Annotated in this window: 13 protein-coding genes; 3 read left to right on the plus strand and 10 right to left on the minus strand. The window is 63.0% G+C overall.

Features of this window, described 5'->3' with window-relative positions; all coding sequences use genetic code 11:
- Positions 1-4: 4 nt before the first annotated feature.
- The 6 genes from PQR08_RS04640 to PQR08_RS04665 form a co-directional block, all read right to left on the minus strand.
- On the minus strand, positions 5-1480 hold the full coding sequence (locus PQR08_RS04640; RefSeq protein ID WP_250484532.1) for a heavy metal sensor histidine kinase: 1476 nt from the start codon (positions 1478-1480) through the stop codon (positions 5-7).
- Complete coding sequence (locus PQR08_RS04645) at positions 1477-2190, minus strand: heavy metal response regulator transcription factor (protein WP_035509834.1); 714 nt, start codon at positions 2188-2190, stop codon at positions 1477-1479. The genes PQR08_RS04640 and PQR08_RS04645 overlap by 4 nt, the downstream gene beginning before the upstream one ends.
- 96 nt (positions 2191-2286) lie before the next feature.
- The gene (locus PQR08_RS04650) at positions 2287-3753 is read right to left on the minus strand and encodes an efflux transporter outer membrane subunit (protein WP_250484533.1); all 1467 of its coding nucleotides are present in this window, start codon (positions 3751-3753) and stop codon (positions 2287-2289) included.
- Positions 3750-4991 carry an efflux RND transporter periplasmic adaptor subunit gene (locus tag PQR08_RS04655; protein ID WP_250484534.1) on the minus strand — a complete coding sequence of 414 codons (1242 nt, stop codon included), beginning with the start codon at positions 4989-4991 and terminating at the stop codon, positions 3750-3752. Before PQR08_RS04655 ends, PQR08_RS04650 begins: the two co-directional genes overlap by 4 nt.
- 21 nt (positions 4992-5012) lie before the next feature.
- A complete protein-coding gene (locus PQR08_RS04660; RefSeq protein WP_250484535.1) occupies positions 5013-8198 on the minus strand; it encodes an efflux RND transporter permease subunit in 3186 nt (1061 codons plus the stop codon).
- Between the two features lie 358 nt (positions 8199-8556).
- Positions 8557-8841 (minus strand): DUF4148 domain-containing protein, encoded by a 285-nt coding sequence (locus PQR08_RS04665; RefSeq protein WP_238291977.1) that lies wholly within the window; start codon positions 8839-8841, stop codon positions 8557-8559.
- 264 nt (positions 8842-9105) lie between these two features.
- On the opposite strand from PQR08_RS04665, the gene PQR08_RS04670 reads away from it, so the two are divergent.
- Positions 9106-10437: an Nramp family divalent metal transporter gene (locus tag PQR08_RS04670; RefSeq protein ID WP_238216784.1), complete on the plus strand. Its 1332-nt coding sequence runs from the start codon at positions 9106-9108 to the stop codon at positions 10435-10437.
- 50 nt (positions 10438-10487) lie between these two features.
- On the opposite strand, the gene PQR08_RS04675 is transcribed toward PQR08_RS04670, so the two are convergent.
- From PQR08_RS04675 to motA, 3 genes are all read right to left on the minus strand, one after another.
- Entirely contained in the window at positions 10488-11255 is a 768-nt protein-coding gene (locus PQR08_RS04675) for a hypothetical protein (RefSeq protein WP_250484536.1), read from the minus strand.
- Positions 11256-11436: 181 nt separating this feature from the next.
- Positions 11437-12417 carry a flagellar motor protein MotB gene (motB, locus tag PQR08_RS04680; RefSeq protein WP_187606449.1) on the minus strand — a complete coding sequence of 327 codons (981 nt, stop codon included), beginning with the start codon at positions 12415-12417 and terminating at the stop codon, positions 11437-11439.
- Between the two features lie 18 nt (positions 12418-12435).
- Complete coding sequence (motA, locus tag PQR08_RS04685) at positions 12436-13308, minus strand: flagellar motor stator protein MotA (RefSeq protein ID WP_187606448.1); 873 nt, start codon at positions 13306-13308, stop codon at positions 12436-12438.
- 261 nt (positions 13309-13569) lie between these two features.
- On the opposite strand from motA, the gene PQR08_RS04690 reads away from it, so the two are divergent.
- Positions 13570-14388 carry a helix-turn-helix transcriptional regulator gene (locus tag PQR08_RS04690; protein WP_250484537.1) on the plus strand — a complete coding sequence of 273 codons (819 nt, stop codon included), beginning with the start codon at positions 13570-13572 and terminating at the stop codon, positions 14386-14388.
- A gap of 130 nt (positions 14389-14518) precedes the next feature.
- Positions 14519-14791, plus strand: coding sequence for a hypothetical protein (locus PQR08_RS04695; RefSeq protein ID WP_035509859.1), 273 nt, complete (start codon positions 14519-14521; stop codon positions 14789-14791).
- A gap of 93 nt (positions 14792-14884) precedes the next feature.
- On the opposite strand, the gene PQR08_RS04700 is transcribed toward PQR08_RS04695, so the two are convergent.
- Positions 14885-15052, minus strand: a complete 168-nt coding sequence (locus PQR08_RS04700; RefSeq protein WP_156903131.1) for a hypothetical protein — start codon at positions 15050-15052, stop codon at positions 14885-14887.
- Between the last annotated feature and the right edge of the window lie 34 nt (positions 15053-15086).

Here is a 15086-nt window from a genome sequence, read left to right on the forward strand (position 1 = left end):
CGCTTCATGTCGTCGCGGACTTCGTTTCGACGACCGGCGGCACGGGCAAGGCTACTTCCTCCGCGGTCCGGGGTTCATTGCCGAAACGCGCGACCGAAAACGAGAACGTGTTGATGCCGTGCTCGCTCGTCGCCGACACCGTGCCGCGATGCATCTCCGCCACTGCCTTCACGATGGCGAGCCCGAGGCCGTGATTCTCGCGGCTGTTCGTACGTGAGCTCTCCGCGCGATAGAAGCGGTCGAAGAGATGCTCCTTCACGTGCGGCTGGATCAGCTCGCCCGGATTGGCCACCGCGATACGGATGCGCCCATGCTCGCGCATGATCGACACGGAAATGGTCGCGCCCGGCGCGCAATGCTGGATCGCGTTCATCACGAGATTGGACAGCGCGCGTCCGAACAGCGACGTGTTGACGAACGCGCGTGCATCGCCGCTTGCGACCGCGCGAACCTGCGCTTCTTCCAGCGGAATTTCCAGAAACTCGAGCGTCCGGTTGACCTCCGCCGCGAGCGACACTTCGACGAGTCCGGTCGCGCGCTCGCCCTGATCGGCGCGGGCCAGAAACAGCATGTCGTTGATGATCGCGCGCACGCGCTCGAACTCTTCGAGATTCGATTGCAGCGTATGCCGCAATTCATCGATCGAGCGGTCGCGCGTCAACGCCACTTCGGTCTGACCGATGAGGATCGTGACCGGCGTGCGCAGCTCGTGGGCGACATCGGCGTTGAAGGATTCGAGCCGGCCGTATGCGTGATCGAGCCGTTCCAGCGCGCCGTTGAAGGACTTTGCGAGATCGTCCAGTTCCATCGGCAGCGCGCGCGTGTTCAGGCGCTGCGAGCGATTGTTCGGGCTCAGCTTGGATGCATCGCGTGTGAGACGCGCGAGCGGTGCGAGGCCGAGACGCGCGACCGAATAACTCAGCAGCAGCACCGCGACGGTCGATAGCGCCATGAACGCGGCCAGCGCGAGACCGAATGCGCGCATCGTATGGACGTTCGGCGAGCAATCGATCGCGACGAAGAGTTGCAAGGGCGGACGGTCCGCGTTCGGCGGAATCGTCAGCGTGGTCATCAGCATGTCGTAGGCGCGGCCTTCGGGACGAAAGCGCACATAGCCGCCCATCACGCGTTTGGTGATGTGGCCCGCGGGCGGCGAGCCGTATTCGAAGCGCGGATCGTTGCTGGAGACGGCGAAGAGCGTGGAACCGTCGCGCGGTGTGATGTCGGCGAGCTTCTCCTTCGCGATCTTCCATTTGTCCGGGTTCGATACATGCGTGACGATGAGCCGCGCGACTTCTGCGCGATTGTCGAGCGAGTCGCGCAGATGCTGCTCCAGTTGCACGCGCAGCACCAGAAAGAGCCCGGAGCCGACGAGCGAAAACACGAACAGGGCGACGAGCGCGAACATCACGGCGAGGCGCCGCGAGATGGAGCGCTGCGTGCGCGGTTCGTCCGAAGAGGATGCCCACTGCATGTTCATGATGGTCTCGCGTCTTCCCTTGCATCGCGCGTGTCGCGGGCTTCGCGCACTTCGAGCACGTAGCCCATGCCGCGCACGGTATGCAGCAGTTTCGTGCGGAACGGTCCGTCGAGTTTCGCGCGCAGCCGCTTGATCGCCGTTTCGACGACGTTCGTGTGGCTTTCGAAATCGACTTCCCAGACGAGCTCGGTGATCGCGGTCTTCGAGAGAATGTCGCCGTGACGGCGCGCGAGCACGGAGAGCAACTGGAACTCCTTCGCGGTGAGATCGAGCCGTACGCCATCGCGTGTCGCGCGGCGGCCGATCAGATCGACATACAGATCGCCGACGGAAATGAGCGTCGATTCCTGCGCGCGCGTGCGGCGCGCGAGCGCATGCAGACGCTCGACGAGTTCGAGAAACGAGAACGGCTTCGTGAGATAGTCGTCCGCGCCTTCGCGCAGCCCGCGCACACGATCGTTGATGTGATCGCGTGCGGTGAGCATGATGACCGGCGTGGATTTTTGCAGGCGCAGCGCCTTCAGTACCGAGAAGCCGTCGCGTCTTGGCAGCATCACGTCGAGCACGATTACGTCGTAGTCGTATTCGATGGCGAGATGCGTGCCTTCCTCGCCGTCCATCGCGATGTCGACGACCCAGCCTTGCTCGGTCAGCCCCGAGCGCAGGTAATCCACCACTTTGTGTTCGTCTTCGACTATCAGGACTTTCATGCCTGGCACCTGTGCGCGTTCAGTGTGTATTTACCGTATTGTTCAAATGCCTACTATACGAGTCTCGCGGGCATCTTGCTTACGTTTCGATCGAGGTCAGCGCGCGGGCGGTTTGTCGGCTGCATTCGCCATTTCTTCGCCATCGTGCGCCGCGTCATTCACGTTCCATCCGCCGCCCAGCGCCTTCACGAGCGCCACCGATACGGTGCGCTGCTGCCCGTGAATCTGCACGTCCTGACGCTCGCTCGCGAGTAATTGCTGTTGCGCGGTGATCACATCGAGATAGGCGACGAGGCCGCCCGAATAGCGATCGTTCGCAAGCGACAGCAAGCGCCGCGCATCTTCGACCGCCGCGTGCGACTGGTTCGCCGCGCCGTCGAGCACCGACAATCCGACGATGCCGTCCTGCACTTGCTGAAACGCGCCGAGCACGGTCTGCCGATAATTCGCGACGGCCGCGACATAGCCCTGATTCGCGAAGTCGACGGCGGCCGAGCGCCGTCCGCCATCGAAGACGACCTGGCTTGCCATCGTCCCGATGGTCCACAAAAGACTCGGCGCGGAGAAGAGGCTCGAGAACGCGGTGCTCTCCCAGCCGACCGTGCCGTTCAACGTGAGGCTCGGAAAGAACGCCGCCTTCGCGACACCGATCTGCGCATTGGCGGCGGCCATCGCGCGCTCAGCGGAGGCGACATCGGGCCTGCGCTGCAACACGTCGCTCGGCACGCCGAGTGGAATCGGCGGAAGCGGGCGCTCGTTCAGCGCGGGCGCAATCGAGAACTCCGGCGCGGGCGTGCCGACGAGCGCGGCGATCGCGTGCTCGAATTGCGCGCGTGTATTCAGAAGCAGTTGCGCCTGCACGCGCGTCTGGTCGAGCAGCGCCTGTTGCTGCAAGACGTCGAGGCCGGATACCGCGCCCAGATCGTGTTGCGCCTTCACGTAGTCGAGCGCTTTGTTCTGAAGATCGACGGAGCGATTGAGCACGTCGATTTCGGCGTCGAGCTCGCGCATCGAGAAGTAGTCGCTCGCGAGATCGGTGGTCAGCACGAGTCGCGCGTTCGCGAGATCGTCGCGCGACTGGTCCGCCGACGCACGCGCGCCTTCCACCTCGCGTCGAATGCGGCCGAAGAGATCGACGTCGTAATCGACGGTCGGCGCGAGCTTCAGATCGTTCTGCACGGTCGAGCTGTTCGGCGTCGCGTAGTTGTTGACAGGCCGGTTGCGCGAAATGCGCGAGCGCGACGCGTTCGCGCCGAGATCGATTTCAGGCAGCGCGAGCGAGGACGTCTGCGCAAGCGTCGCGCGTGCCTGAGCGTAGTGCGCGCTCGCGGCGGCGAGCGTCTGGTTTTGCGCGAGCGCCTGCGTTTCGAGGCCGGTCAGCGTGTCGTCGTCGAATGTCTGCCACCAGCCGAGCGCGAGCGGCGCATGCGAAGGCTCGCCCACGCGCCAGTACGAATCCGTCTTCCATGTTGGCGGCGTTTCGGCCACGGGCCGGCGATAGTCAGGCCCGACCGTGCACGCGGCGAGCATCGAAACGAGCGTGATGCAAAGCGCGGCTTTCATGATGTGGCCTTGTTACCCGAAGCAGGCTGCTGTTGCTTCTGCTGCGGCGCGATCACGACATGATCGCCATCCGCGACCGAATCGCTCGGGTTGATGATGACCTTGTCCGTCGCGTCGATGCCGCTCTCGATTTCGAGCGATTGCCCGAGATCCTGCGCGATCACGATCTTGTGCAGACGCACGTGGCCGTCGGCATCGACGACCGCGAGACGCGGGCCTTCCGAACGAAACAGCAGCGCGTTGCCCGGCACCAGCAGGCGCGCATGCGCGGTCGCGGGCACCGCGACCTGCACGTACGCGCCGGGACGCAGACGGCCATCGGGATTCGGCAATGTCACTTCGACCTGCAATGAGCGCGTGGGTACGTCGATCGCGCCGGAGATGTGCGTGATCTTGCCGTGAAACTGCTGGCCGGGCAGCTCCGCCTGCGAGACCGTCACGTCCTGTTCGAGCGAAACATTCTGCGCATACGCCTGCGGCAATTGCACGAACACGCGCAACGGATCGGACTGCGCGAGCGCGAAGAGCGCGCGGCTCGTGCCGCTGCCCGCATCGATGAGATCGCCCACATCGACATTGCGCTGCGTGACGACGCCCGCGAACGGCGCGACGATGCGCTTGAACGATTCGAGCTGACGCAGGCGCTTCACGTTGGCGTCCGCTGCGGCGAGGTTCGCGACATCCTGGTTGTAGGTGCTTTGCCGTTCGTCGAGTTCCTGTTGCGACACCGCATCGCGCTGACGCAATCGCTGCCAGCGTTCGAGCGAGCTCTTGGCGAGACCGAGGCTCGATGCCGTCTGATCGCGTTGCGCGACCGCCTGCGCGAGTTCCTGATCGATCTCGGGCGTATCGAGATCGGCGAGCACCTGGCCTTGCTTCACGCGTGCGCCGATATCCACATACCAGTGCAACAGATAACCCGTTGCGCGTGCATAGATCGGCGATTCGACGAAGCCGCGCAGCGTGCCCGGCAAGGTCGTTTCACCGCCGCCATCGGTTTGCGTCGGCAACACGACGTTCACATACTGCTGCGCGTTCTGTTGCGTGCGCGAGGCGATCGAGCGGCTATGCAGCACGTCGGTGACGACGGTGCGCGCAGCGCCGATCGCGAGCAACGCGAGCACGATGACGAGCGCGATCTTCGCGCGCTTCCATTCGACCTGGCGCGGCGGCAGCGCGGGCCCTTCGTTCGGGTCGCGAGCGGGAATCGCAAGCGATGCGTGGTTCTTTTCGGTCATGTTCGTCGGGATGCTGTGATGTCAGTGTTGGCCGCTGCCGTTTTCATGCTGCGCCGGGCCCTTGCGCGCGGCGCGGCGCGCGAGACGCGCATGGATGCCCGCAAAGACGAGCGGCACGAAAAAGAGCGTGGAAACCGTTGCGAAGAGCAGGCCGCCGATCACGGCGCGGCCGAGCGGGGCGTTCTGCTCCGCGCCTTCGCCGAGACCGAGCGCCATCGGAATCATGCCGATGATCATCGCGAACGCGGTCATCAAGACGGGGCGTATGCGGCTCGCGCCCGCTTCGAGCGCGGCGGTGAGCGGCGGCATGCCGGCGTTCAGGCGCTGACGCGCGAACGACACCATCAGAATGCTGTTCGCGGTCGCGACGCCCATCGTCATGATCGCGCCGGTGAGCGCGGGCACGCTTAAGTGCGTGCCGGTGAGAAAGAGCATCCAGATGATGCCGGCGAGCGCAGCGGGCAACGCACTTACGATGATGAGCGGATCGACCCACGACTGGAAGTTCACGACGATCAGCAGATACACGAGCACGATCGCCATCGCGACGCCGAGACCGAGTCCGAAGAACGACGTGCGCATCGTTTCGACCTGGCCGCGCACGACGATCTGGCTGCCGCGCGGAAGCGTCTTGCGCGCTTCATCGACGAGATGATTCACCTGCCGCGCGACGCCGCCGAGATCGCGCCCTTCGACGCTCACGAAGAGATCGATCACGGGCCGGATGTTGTAGTGCGTGACCACCGCGAACTGATTCTCGGGCGCGATGCGCACGAGATTGCCGAGCAGTTGCGTCGGGCCGTTGATCGATGCGGACACCGGCGTGCGCAGCAGCTCGTCGATCGACGAGATCTGATACTGCGGCGTCTGCACCGCGAGGTTGTACTCGACGCCATTGCGCGCATTGAACCAGAAGCCCGGCGCGGTTTGCGAACTGCCCGACAGCGAAACGAGCACGTTCTGCGCGACGTTGCTCGCGGAGAGATTCAGTTGCTGCAGGCGCGTGCGATCCATCTGCAGGTTGATCGCGGGTTCATCGAGCTTCTGCTGGATGTGCGTATCGACATTGCCGGGAATCATGCGGACCTGCTTCATCAGCTTGCTCGCGACTTCGAAATTCGCCTGCGCGTTCTGCCCTTGAATCTGCACGTCGATGGCGGCGGGCAGGCCGAAGTTGAGGATCTGCGTGACGATGTCCGCGGGCTGAAAGAAGAACTCGACGCCAGGAAAGCGGCGCGGCAGCAGCGCACGCAATTCGTCGATGTATTTTTGCGTCGGCGCATGATCGGGATTGAGCGCGACCTGGATTTCGCCGTCGAGCGTGCCGATCGTTCCCGCGTTGCTGTACGAGAGATTGATGCCGCTATAAGGCAGGCCGAGGTTATCGAGTATGGTGGCGAGTTCGTCCTGCGGCACGATCTGGCGCACGACCTTTTCGACTTCATCCGCGAGACGCGCGGTTTCCTCGATGCGCGTGCCGGTCGGCGCGCGCATGTGCATGCGGATATCGCCCGCATCGACGCTCGGAAAGAAATCCTCGCCGAGCACGAACACGAGCGCCGTCGAGAGCAGACAGAAGCCGAGAAAGAGCGTGGCGAACAGGCGCCTTTTCACGAGCAGCGTCGACAAAATGACGATATACGCGCCGCGCATGCGCTCGAAGCCGCGATCGAAGCGACGATGCAAACGCATGAAGACATTCGGCTTCGCTTTCGCATCGGGCGCGTGGGCGTGCCCCATCAGAAGCATCGCGAGCGTCGGAACGAGCGTGCGCGAGAGAATGTACGACGCGATCATCGCGAACACGACGGCTTCCGCGAGCGGCACGAACAGGAACTTGGCGACGCCGGTGAGAAAGAACATCGGCACGAACACGATGCAGATGCATAGCGTGGAAACGAGCGCGGGCACCGCGATTTCACCCGCGCCTTCAAGAATCGCGTCATGCAGATTCGTGCCCAGATGCAGATGCCGTTCGATGTTTTCGATCGTCACCGTCGCATCGTCGACGAGAATGCCGACTGCGAGCGCGAGGCCGCCCAGCGTCATGATGTTGATGGTCTGCCCGAGCGCATGCAGCACGATCAATGACGAGAGTATCGAGAGCGGAATCGAGATCGCGATGATGCACGTGCTGCGCCAGTTGCCGAGAAAGAGCAGGATCATCGCGGCGGTGAGGGCGGCTGCGATCAGCGCCTCGCGCACCACGCCCTGCACGGCGGCCTTCACGAACACGGACTGATCGAAGAGCGCGCTGATCTTCAGATCGGGCGGCAGCGACGCGCGCGCTTGCGGCAAGAGGTCCTGCAGCGTGTTGACGATGGAAAGCGTCGACGCGTTGCCGTTCTTCAGCACCGATATCAGCACGCCGCGATGCCCGTCCTGCCGCACGATATTGGTCTGCGGCGAGAAGCCGTCGCGCACGTGCGCGACTTCGCGCAGATAAGTCGTCGCGCCGTTGATGGTGCGCACGGGAATATCGTTCAGACCCGCGACGGTCGCGGGCGAACCGTTCATGTTGATCGTGTATTCGCGCGGGCCGATCTTCGCGGTGCCGGTCGGCAGGATCAGGTTCTGCGCATTGACGGCCTGCACGACATCGGTCGGCGTGAGGCCCTTGGCGAGCAGCGCGCGCGTGTCGAGATCGACGGAGATGAGGCGCGTCTTGCCGCCATAGGGATAAGGCACGGCCGCGCCGGGAATCGTCACGAGTTGCGGGCGCAGGAAGTTGAGCGCGGTGTCGTTCAGGTCCTGCTCGGACTGCTTCGGGCTGGAAAGGCCCAGCTGGATCACCGGAATGCTCGACGCCGAATAGCTGATGACGAGCGGCGGCGTCGCGCCCGGCGGCATCTGCTTCAGTTGCGCTTGCTCGACGGCGACGGTCTGCGCGATCGCGGTCTGGATGTTCGCCGTCGGCTGCAAAAAGAGCTTGATGATCGCGATGCCCGGCAGCGATTGCGACTCGATGTGCTCGATGTTGTTCACGGTCGTCGTGAGACTGCGTTCGTTGACCGACGTGATGCGATTGGCAATGTCCTGCGAGGACAGGCCCGTGTAGTTCCAGATGATGCTGACGACGGGAATATCGATTTCCGGAAGCACGTCCACCGGCGTCGTCAAAAGGACGAAGGGCGTCGCCAGCAGAATCATGATGGCCATCACGATGAACGTGTAGGGCCGCTTAAGCGCAACGTTGACTATCCACATTGAGTCGTTCGGAAGATGCTGGGGAAGGGCGCTGCGAAAGAGGCGAGTGCGGCGCGCGAGACGCAATGACGGAACGAGGCGTGCGGTTCGCCATCCGTGTCGCTATGGTAGTGGCCGGGTGCCAACGACAATATGACGTGAATATGGCGCGACTGTCAGATAAGGCGATTTGAAAGCAAGCTTGCGAAAGCGCGCGGTAGGAATGCGTGCATTCTTTTGAATTGCTTGGGAAGAGCTTTGGGGAATAGCGCGGCTGATGCGCGGGTAACGCTCAGTGTTGGCGTGCAGCGAGACGGCGCGGGATCATTCGCGGTCGATGGGAGCCGCGCGTGTCTCTTCGATGAGAATGTCTGCTTGCCTATTGCGGCGTCTGGCCGAGCGGTGTCGTCGACATCGTGCGTCCGGAAGACGAGCTGCCATCCGTTGAAGCGCCATATGCGCTTTGCGTGCTGACCTTCGCTTCCGCTGCCTGGATGTCGGCGGGATAGAAGGCGTCGCGCTCGGACGGGTTATAGCCGGCTTGCTCGACGCGTTGCAGGTCCTGTCTGACCTGTGCGCGCGTCAGGCCGTCGGACTGTTGTGCGAGCGCGGTCAGCGGTGCGACGGCGAGCGCGATCATGGCGATGCGTGTGACCAGTTTCATGGCGTACTCCTCATGTGCGTGAAGGATGAACGCGGCGTGCGGGTGTGCGATTTGCAGCGTCGGCACGCTTACCACAGCCACCACTGGATTCTATGTGTAGCACCGTGACGACATGCTGGCGATCAGATGGCGTTATCGTCAGATTGGAGCGCGCGCTGAACACGAGGAAGAAGCATCGAAGGGCTGTCTGAAATCGCGTGTGGCCGATGATAGACTCGCCCGCGAGAGCGGTTTGTAAGCCACTTAAAATCAGGAACCGATAAATTGCCTTTCAATCTGCCGACCACAGCCACCGCGCCGTTTTGTCCATCGGAAGTCAAGGGCTCGGTGGCTGTTTCACCGGGCGCGCCGCTCTGGAAAAAGCTTTTGCAATTCGCGGGACCGGGCTTGCTCATTTCCATCGGGTATATGGACCCCGGCAACTGGGCGACGGACATCGAAGCCGGATCGCGTTATGGCTATAACCTGCTCTTCGTGGTCGTGCTGTCGAGTCTCGCGGCGATGGTGCTGCAATGCCTTTCCATGAGGCTCGGCATCGTCACGGGAAAGGATCTCGCGCAGCTATCGCGCGAGCGCTATGCAAAACCCGTCGCGAATGTGCAATGGATGCTGGCGGAGTTGTCGATCATCGCGTGCGATCTCGCGGAAGTGCTGGGCGGAGCGCTCGCGTTTCACTTGCTGTTCGGTGTTTCGCTGATATGGGGCGTGGTGCTCACCGCATTCGATACGCTCATCGTGCTCGGATTGAAGGGCAAGAACTTTCGCGATCTCGAAGCGATCATGCTCGGGCTGATTGCGACGATCGGCGTGGGTTATGTCGTCGAACTCGTGCTCGTCAAGCCGCATTGGCCTTCCATCGCCGCGGGGCTCGTGCCTTCGATTCACGCGTTGAGCGAGCGCGAACCGCTCTATCTCGCGATAGGCATTCTCGGCGCGACCGTGATGCCGCATAACCTGTATCTGCATTCGTCGATCGTGCAGACGCGTGTCGTGAATCGCGATGCGAAGAGCCTCGCGTCGGCGATCCGTTTCTCGCGGCTCGACACCATCGTGTCGCTGGTTCTTGCGCTGCTCATCAATGCGGCGATCCTGATTCTCGCGGCATCGGCGTTCCATGCGACGGGGCATACGCAAGTCACCGAAATCGAGGATGCGTACAAGCTGCTTGCACCGATCGTCGGCACCGGGCTTGCCGCAGTTCTTTTTGCGGTGACGCTATTCGCGTCGGGACAAAGCTCCACGTTCACCGGAACCATCGCGGGGCAGGTGATCATGGAAGGGTTCCTGAACCTGAAGATTCCCTGCTATCAGCGAAGGTTCATCACGCGGGCGCTGGCGCTCGTGCCGGCATTGATCGGCGTGTATGTGATGGGGAACGGCGCAGTCGGGAAGCTGCTCGTCGCGAGTCAGGTCGTGCTGAGCTTGCAGTTGCCGTTCGCGCTTTATCCATTGATTAGGATGACGAGCGATCGAAGCCTGATGGGGACATTCGCGAACAAGCCGCACATGAAGTTCTTCGCGTGGCTGCTGTTCGTCGTGATCAGCGCGGCGAACATATGGCTCGTCGTGCAGACGGCGACGGAGTGGATCGGCTGATCGAATATGAGCGCCATGCACCGGTCACGTACATGGCGCGCCACCCACCTTTACTGGGCCGACAGATAGAACGCCTGGTCTCGTTGCGGCGTCACGCCGACGATCGTGAGCTGCCCGTTCACGACAGTCGCTTCGACGGACACCGACACGTTGCTGAGAGCACATAACGAGCCCGTGAAATTCAGCGTGCCGTCGAGCAGATGCTTGCCGGTCGGGCGCGGTTTGAAGCTGCCCGTGAACGTGCAGGCATTCTGTGTGCCCTTGGCCGTGCCGTCGGCGGCGACCGTGATCGTCGAGACCGGCGTGACGCCCGCGCCGCTGGTCCACGCGCGCGCGACGTCGCCGATGGCGATCGGCGTGTCGTATGTCGCGTTGTAGTTGCCGTTGAAGCTCGTGGCGGTCGTATCCGGGCTGACGAAGAGGCTCGTCGTCGCCGTGAGCGCGCTCTTCGCGGTGAAGTTGCCGGACAGCGTGCCGGCGCGAATCGCGCCAAGCGTGTGAAAGCCGACAGTCGCCGGATCGGTGAACGCGCCATCCGTTGCCGTCATGATGCCTTCGATCAGCCAGACAAACGAACCGTTCTGCGTATAGATACTGAAGTACTGGCCGGTTTCGAGGACGATGGTCTGTGCCGCAACCGACTGCGACGAATTCACCGAGCCGTACCAGATGCCTTCCGGCAACGCGTGGGACGGATTGGGGACGCAGGACTTCGTCAGCGTGCCGAGGTCGGTCTTGCAGGTCTGATCGTCGCCCCCGCCTCCGCAGGCGGCGAGTATGGGCAGGGCGAGCAGCATCAGCTTCGATAAGAGTTTCATAGCGTATTGTGGGTCTTTGTAGTAGGCACGGACTGCGGCTCTCTTTACGGCGCACCGACAAGGGGTTAACGGAACATCGGCGAAAAACTTTAGATGCGCGGACCACGCTGCTGAATATCGAGTGCAAAGAAAAGCGCCATGCCTTTGCAGGCATGGCGCTTTGACCCGATCCGGCGAATCCCTACTTCACCACCGCGACCGGCGCATTCGATTTGGCCGCCACTGCCGATGGAATCGCCGCATCGACAGGCCGCGTCTCATCCACCGTGGTCCGTCCGCCATCGCGGAAGAACGCCTGCTCGGCCGCCTTGTTCAGCACGAGAATACTGATCCGCCGATTCGTAGGCTCATCGACGACATCCTTGTTGAGCGGCAGCACGTCGGCCAGCCCGCGCACCTGCAGCACCTTGCTTTCCTTCATGCCGCCCGCGACGAGCGCGCGTCTTGCCGCATTGGCGCGCTCACTCGAGAGTTCCCAGTTCGAATAGCCCGCCTGACTGCCCGAATAGGCCACCGCATCCGTATGACCCGCGATCGATACGCGGTTATCGACATCGTTCAGCGATGCGCCGATGTTGGTCAGGATCGTCGTTACATAACCTTCGATCTTCGAGCTGCCGGAGGCGAACATCGGCCGCTTGAGCGAATCGACGATCTCGATGCGCAATCCTTCGCTCGTGATCGCGATGCGAATCTGATCCTTGAACGCGCGCAACGCGGGCATCTGCTCGATGAGCGCCATCAGCTTCTGCTTGAGCTGCTGCAGCTTCTGCAAGTCTTCCATCGCGACGGCCGCGCGCGCGATCGATTGCGGCACGGGCTGCGCCTGACTCTTCTTGCCTTCACCCGGACGCGTGCTCGACAAATCCTTGCCGCCGCCCGTGATGACGCTCGTATGCGCCGACGCGCCGCCATCGTTGCCAAAGAGCGCGGAGAGCGGCGTATTGAAGTACTGCTCGATGCCTTCCTTGTCGTACTTCGAGGTCGAGCCGAGCAGCCACATCAGCAGAAAGAACGCCATCATCGCGGTGACGAAGTCGGCGTAGGCGATCTTCCACGCGCCGCCATGATGACCGTGGCCGTGCGCCTTCTTCTTGCGCTTCACGACGACGGTAGGCGCGAGCACCGATTGCAGCGGATCGCGTGATGGTTTCTCAGCCATGATGTCTATGCCGTGAAGTTAGGAGGCCGACTTCGGCATCTTGGTTGCGCGCACCGCGTCATCGAGTTCCTTGAAGCTCGGACGGTCGGCGGTGAAGAGCACCTTGCGGCCGAACTCGACGGCGACCGTCGGCGCATAGCCGTTCATCGATGCGAGGAGCACGGACTTCACGCACTGGAACGGTTTTGCTTCGGCCGCGCCCTTGGCGTTGAGCAGATCCGCGAGCGGGCCGATGAAGCCATACGCCAGCAGAATGCCGAGGAAGGTGCCGACGAGCGCACCCGCGATCATCTCGCCGAGCACCGCGGGCGCTGCGCCCACCGAGCCCATCGTGTGCACGACGCCCATCACGGCCGCCACGATACCGAACGCGGGCAGGCCGTCCGCCATCTTCTGGATCGCATTGGCCGCGACCGCGCTTTCGGTGTGATGCGTCTCGAGTTCCTCGTCCATCAGATCCTGCATTTCGAGCGCGTTGACGTTGCCCGCCGACATCATGCGCAGATAGTCGACGATGAAATCGAGCAGATGATGATCGGCCATCACGTGCTCGTACTTCTGAAAGACCGGGCTGGACTCGGGCGCGTCGACATCGGCTTCGAGCGCCATCATCCCTTCCTTGCGCGCCTTCTGAAGCAGTTCGTAGAGCAGCGCGATCAGCGCGAGATACTTCTCTTTCGAGTAGCCGCCGCCCTTGAAGGCCTTCGGGATGGATTGCAGCGTTTTCTTGAGCGTGGCCGTCGGATTCGATACGACGAACGCGCCGATCGCCGCGCCGAAAATACACAGCAGCTCGAACGGTTGCACGAGGGCGGCGAGGTGGCCGCCGACGCCGATGAAGCTTCCGATCACCGAGCCGATAACCAGGACCCATCCGATGATGACAAACATGTTTTCTCCGCAAATGTCCGGGCGCCGCGAGCCGTGCGTGCTCGGGATTGAGGCGCGCACGGCTCGCGACGCATTGTTTCGCTTGTTGTGGGGCTTATCGGCTTTTAATCACCGGACATTTAGGGTGACGCGCGCAACTTTTTCTGCGCAAATGTTTGCGGAGTAAATCTTACGTTCGTTCGCGATACAGTCTCATGCCGTTCGAGGCGATTACGTCGCGGGTAATGGATCGTGCGCACGGGCTCGTCTAACATCGGTCGCATGAACTCGACCCTTGCACACTCCGCCATGCAATCGAGCGTCGGCACGCTGTTGCGCGAATGGCGTCAGCGGCGACGCCTGAGCCAGCTCGATCTCGCCGGCGTCGCGGACGTCTCCACGCGTCATCTGAGCTTCGTCGAATCGGGACGCTCGCTACCGAGCCGCGAGATGCTCTTGCGCCTCGCCGAGCAACTCGACGTGCCGCTGCGCGAGCGCAATACGCTGCTCGTCGCGGCTGGTTATGCGCCGCTGTATCGCGAGCGCGCGCTCGCCGATCCGCAACTCGCCGCCGCGCGCCGCGCTGTCGATCTCGTGTTGAAGGGGCACGAGCCTTATCCCGCGCTCGCCGTCGATCGTCACTGGACGATGGTCGCGGCCAACGCGGCGTTCGCGCCGCTCGTCGCATCGGCGGATGAAGAACTGCTCGCGCCGCCGGTGAACGTGCTGCGCCTGTCGATGCATCCGCAAGGTCTCGCCGATGTCATCGACAACTGGCACGAGTGGCGCGCGCATCTGCTCGCGCGTCTGCGCCGGCAAATCGACGTCTCGGGCGACGCGACGCTCGCCGCGCTCTTCGCGGAACTCGAAGCGTATCCCGCGCCCGCCCATGCCGGGCATGCGACGCGAGCGGACACCGATCCGGTCGTCGTGCCGCTGCGCATGCGCACGCAATACGGCGTGCTGTCGTTCTTCAGCACGACGACGGTCTTCGGCACACCGGTCGATATCACGTTGTCCGAACTCGCGATCGAGGCATTCTTTCCCGCCGACGACGCCACGGCCGCCGTCCTGCGCCAACTCGACGATGCAAGACGTTGAGCTTGCGTCGCCGCCCGCATGCTTACAGAATTGAACCTGGTGCGCATGTGCGAATCAATGAGAAGGCAGGCCGCGTGCTGACGGTGCGCAGCCTGTGTCAGCTTTTGTCCAACCAACGCGGAAGGCAGCGATGATTCAAACATTCGAGCAGGTAATCGGCGGGCAAAACATGCAGTTCTGCGCGAGCATTGCAGAAGGTGGCGGACCGGCGCGGGTCATCATCAGCCGCGCGGATTCGGCGGAGTCGCTCGTGATCGTCGAGGCGGACGGCATCATCGGTGCGATCAAGGCGGAAGTCGAAGCGCCCGATACGCTCGTCGCCGATGCCGTGCGCAAGGCGCAGCAGGAAGCGTTGATCGAGCGCGCGCTGGAAACCGGCACCGTGCAGACGACGAGCCTGTAGCAGCGTTTCAGGCCGGTCCATCAGGAAGAATGCCCGCGCGGCGCATGCGGCCGCGCGGGCATTGCTTTATTAACTCGCCAGTCGTTCAGCCGGTCACATGCGCGGCTCGCCGTTCTTCGGATCGGCGGGCACCATCGGCGTGGCGGAATCCGGGCCGTCGGGCATGTCCGGATCGTCGGGGTTCGGCGGGGCGTCCGGATCGAGCAGCTTGTCCGGGTCCGGTTCGAGAGGCTCTTCGGGGGAGCGAGGCATCGTCGACATGGTGATCTCCTGAATCTTCCGTCAATGGATGGAT

Origin of the sequence: Caballeronia jiangsuensis (assembly GCF_046030135.1) — a bacterium.
Classification (GTDB): Bacteria; Pseudomonadota; Gammaproteobacteria; order Burkholderiales; family Burkholderiaceae; genus Caballeronia; species Caballeronia jiangsuensis.

What these genes read in the sequence shown, in the direction of transcription:
- PQR08_RS04640 (WP_250484532.1), bottom strand. Translation starts at nt 1,480, where the DNA reads ATGAACATGCAGTGGGCATCCTCTTCGGACGAACCGCGCACGCAGCGC.
- PQR08_RS04645 (WP_035509834.1), bottom strand. Translation starts at nt 2,190, where the DNA reads ATGAAAGTCCTGATAGTCGAAGACGAACACAAAGTGGTGGATTACCTG.
- PQR08_RS04650 (WP_250484533.1), bottom strand. Translation starts at nt 3,753, where the DNA reads ATGAAAGCCGCGCTTTGCATCACGCTCGTTTCGATGCTCGCCGCGTGC.
- PQR08_RS04655 (WP_250484534.1), bottom strand. Translation starts at nt 4,991, where the DNA reads ATGACCGAAAAGAACCACGCATCGCTTGCGATTCCCGCTCGCGACCCG.
- PQR08_RS04660 (WP_250484535.1), bottom strand. Translation starts at nt 8,198, where the DNA reads ATGTGGATAGTCAACGTTGCGCTTAAGCGGCCCTACACGTTCATCGTG.
- PQR08_RS04665 (WP_238291977.1), bottom strand. Translation starts at nt 8,841, where the DNA reads ATGAAACTGGTCACACGCATCGCCATGATCGCGCTCGCCGTCGCACCG.
- PQR08_RS04675 (WP_250484536.1), bottom strand. Translation starts at nt 11,255, where the DNA reads ATGAAACTCTTATCGAAGCTGATGCTGCTCGCCCTGCCCATACTCGCC.
- motB (WP_187606449.1), bottom strand. Translation starts at nt 12,417, where the DNA reads ATGGCTGAGAAACCATCACGCGATCCGCTGCAATCGGTGCTCGCGCCT.
- motA (WP_187606448.1), bottom strand. Translation starts at nt 13,308, where the DNA reads ATGTTTGTCATCATCGGATGGGTCCTGGTTATCGGCTCGGTGATCGGA.
- PQR08_RS04690 (WP_250484537.1), top strand. Translation starts at nt 13,570, where the DNA reads ATGAACTCGACCCTTGCACACTCCGCCATGCAATCGAGCGTCGGCACG.
- PQR08_RS04695 (WP_035509859.1), top strand. Translation starts at nt 14,519, where the DNA reads ATGATTCAAACATTCGAGCAGGTAATCGGCGGGCAAAACATGCAGTTC.
- PQR08_RS04700 (WP_156903131.1), bottom strand. Translation starts at nt 15,052, where the DNA reads ATGTCGACGATGCCTCGCTCCCCCGAAGAGCCTCTCGAACCGGACCCG.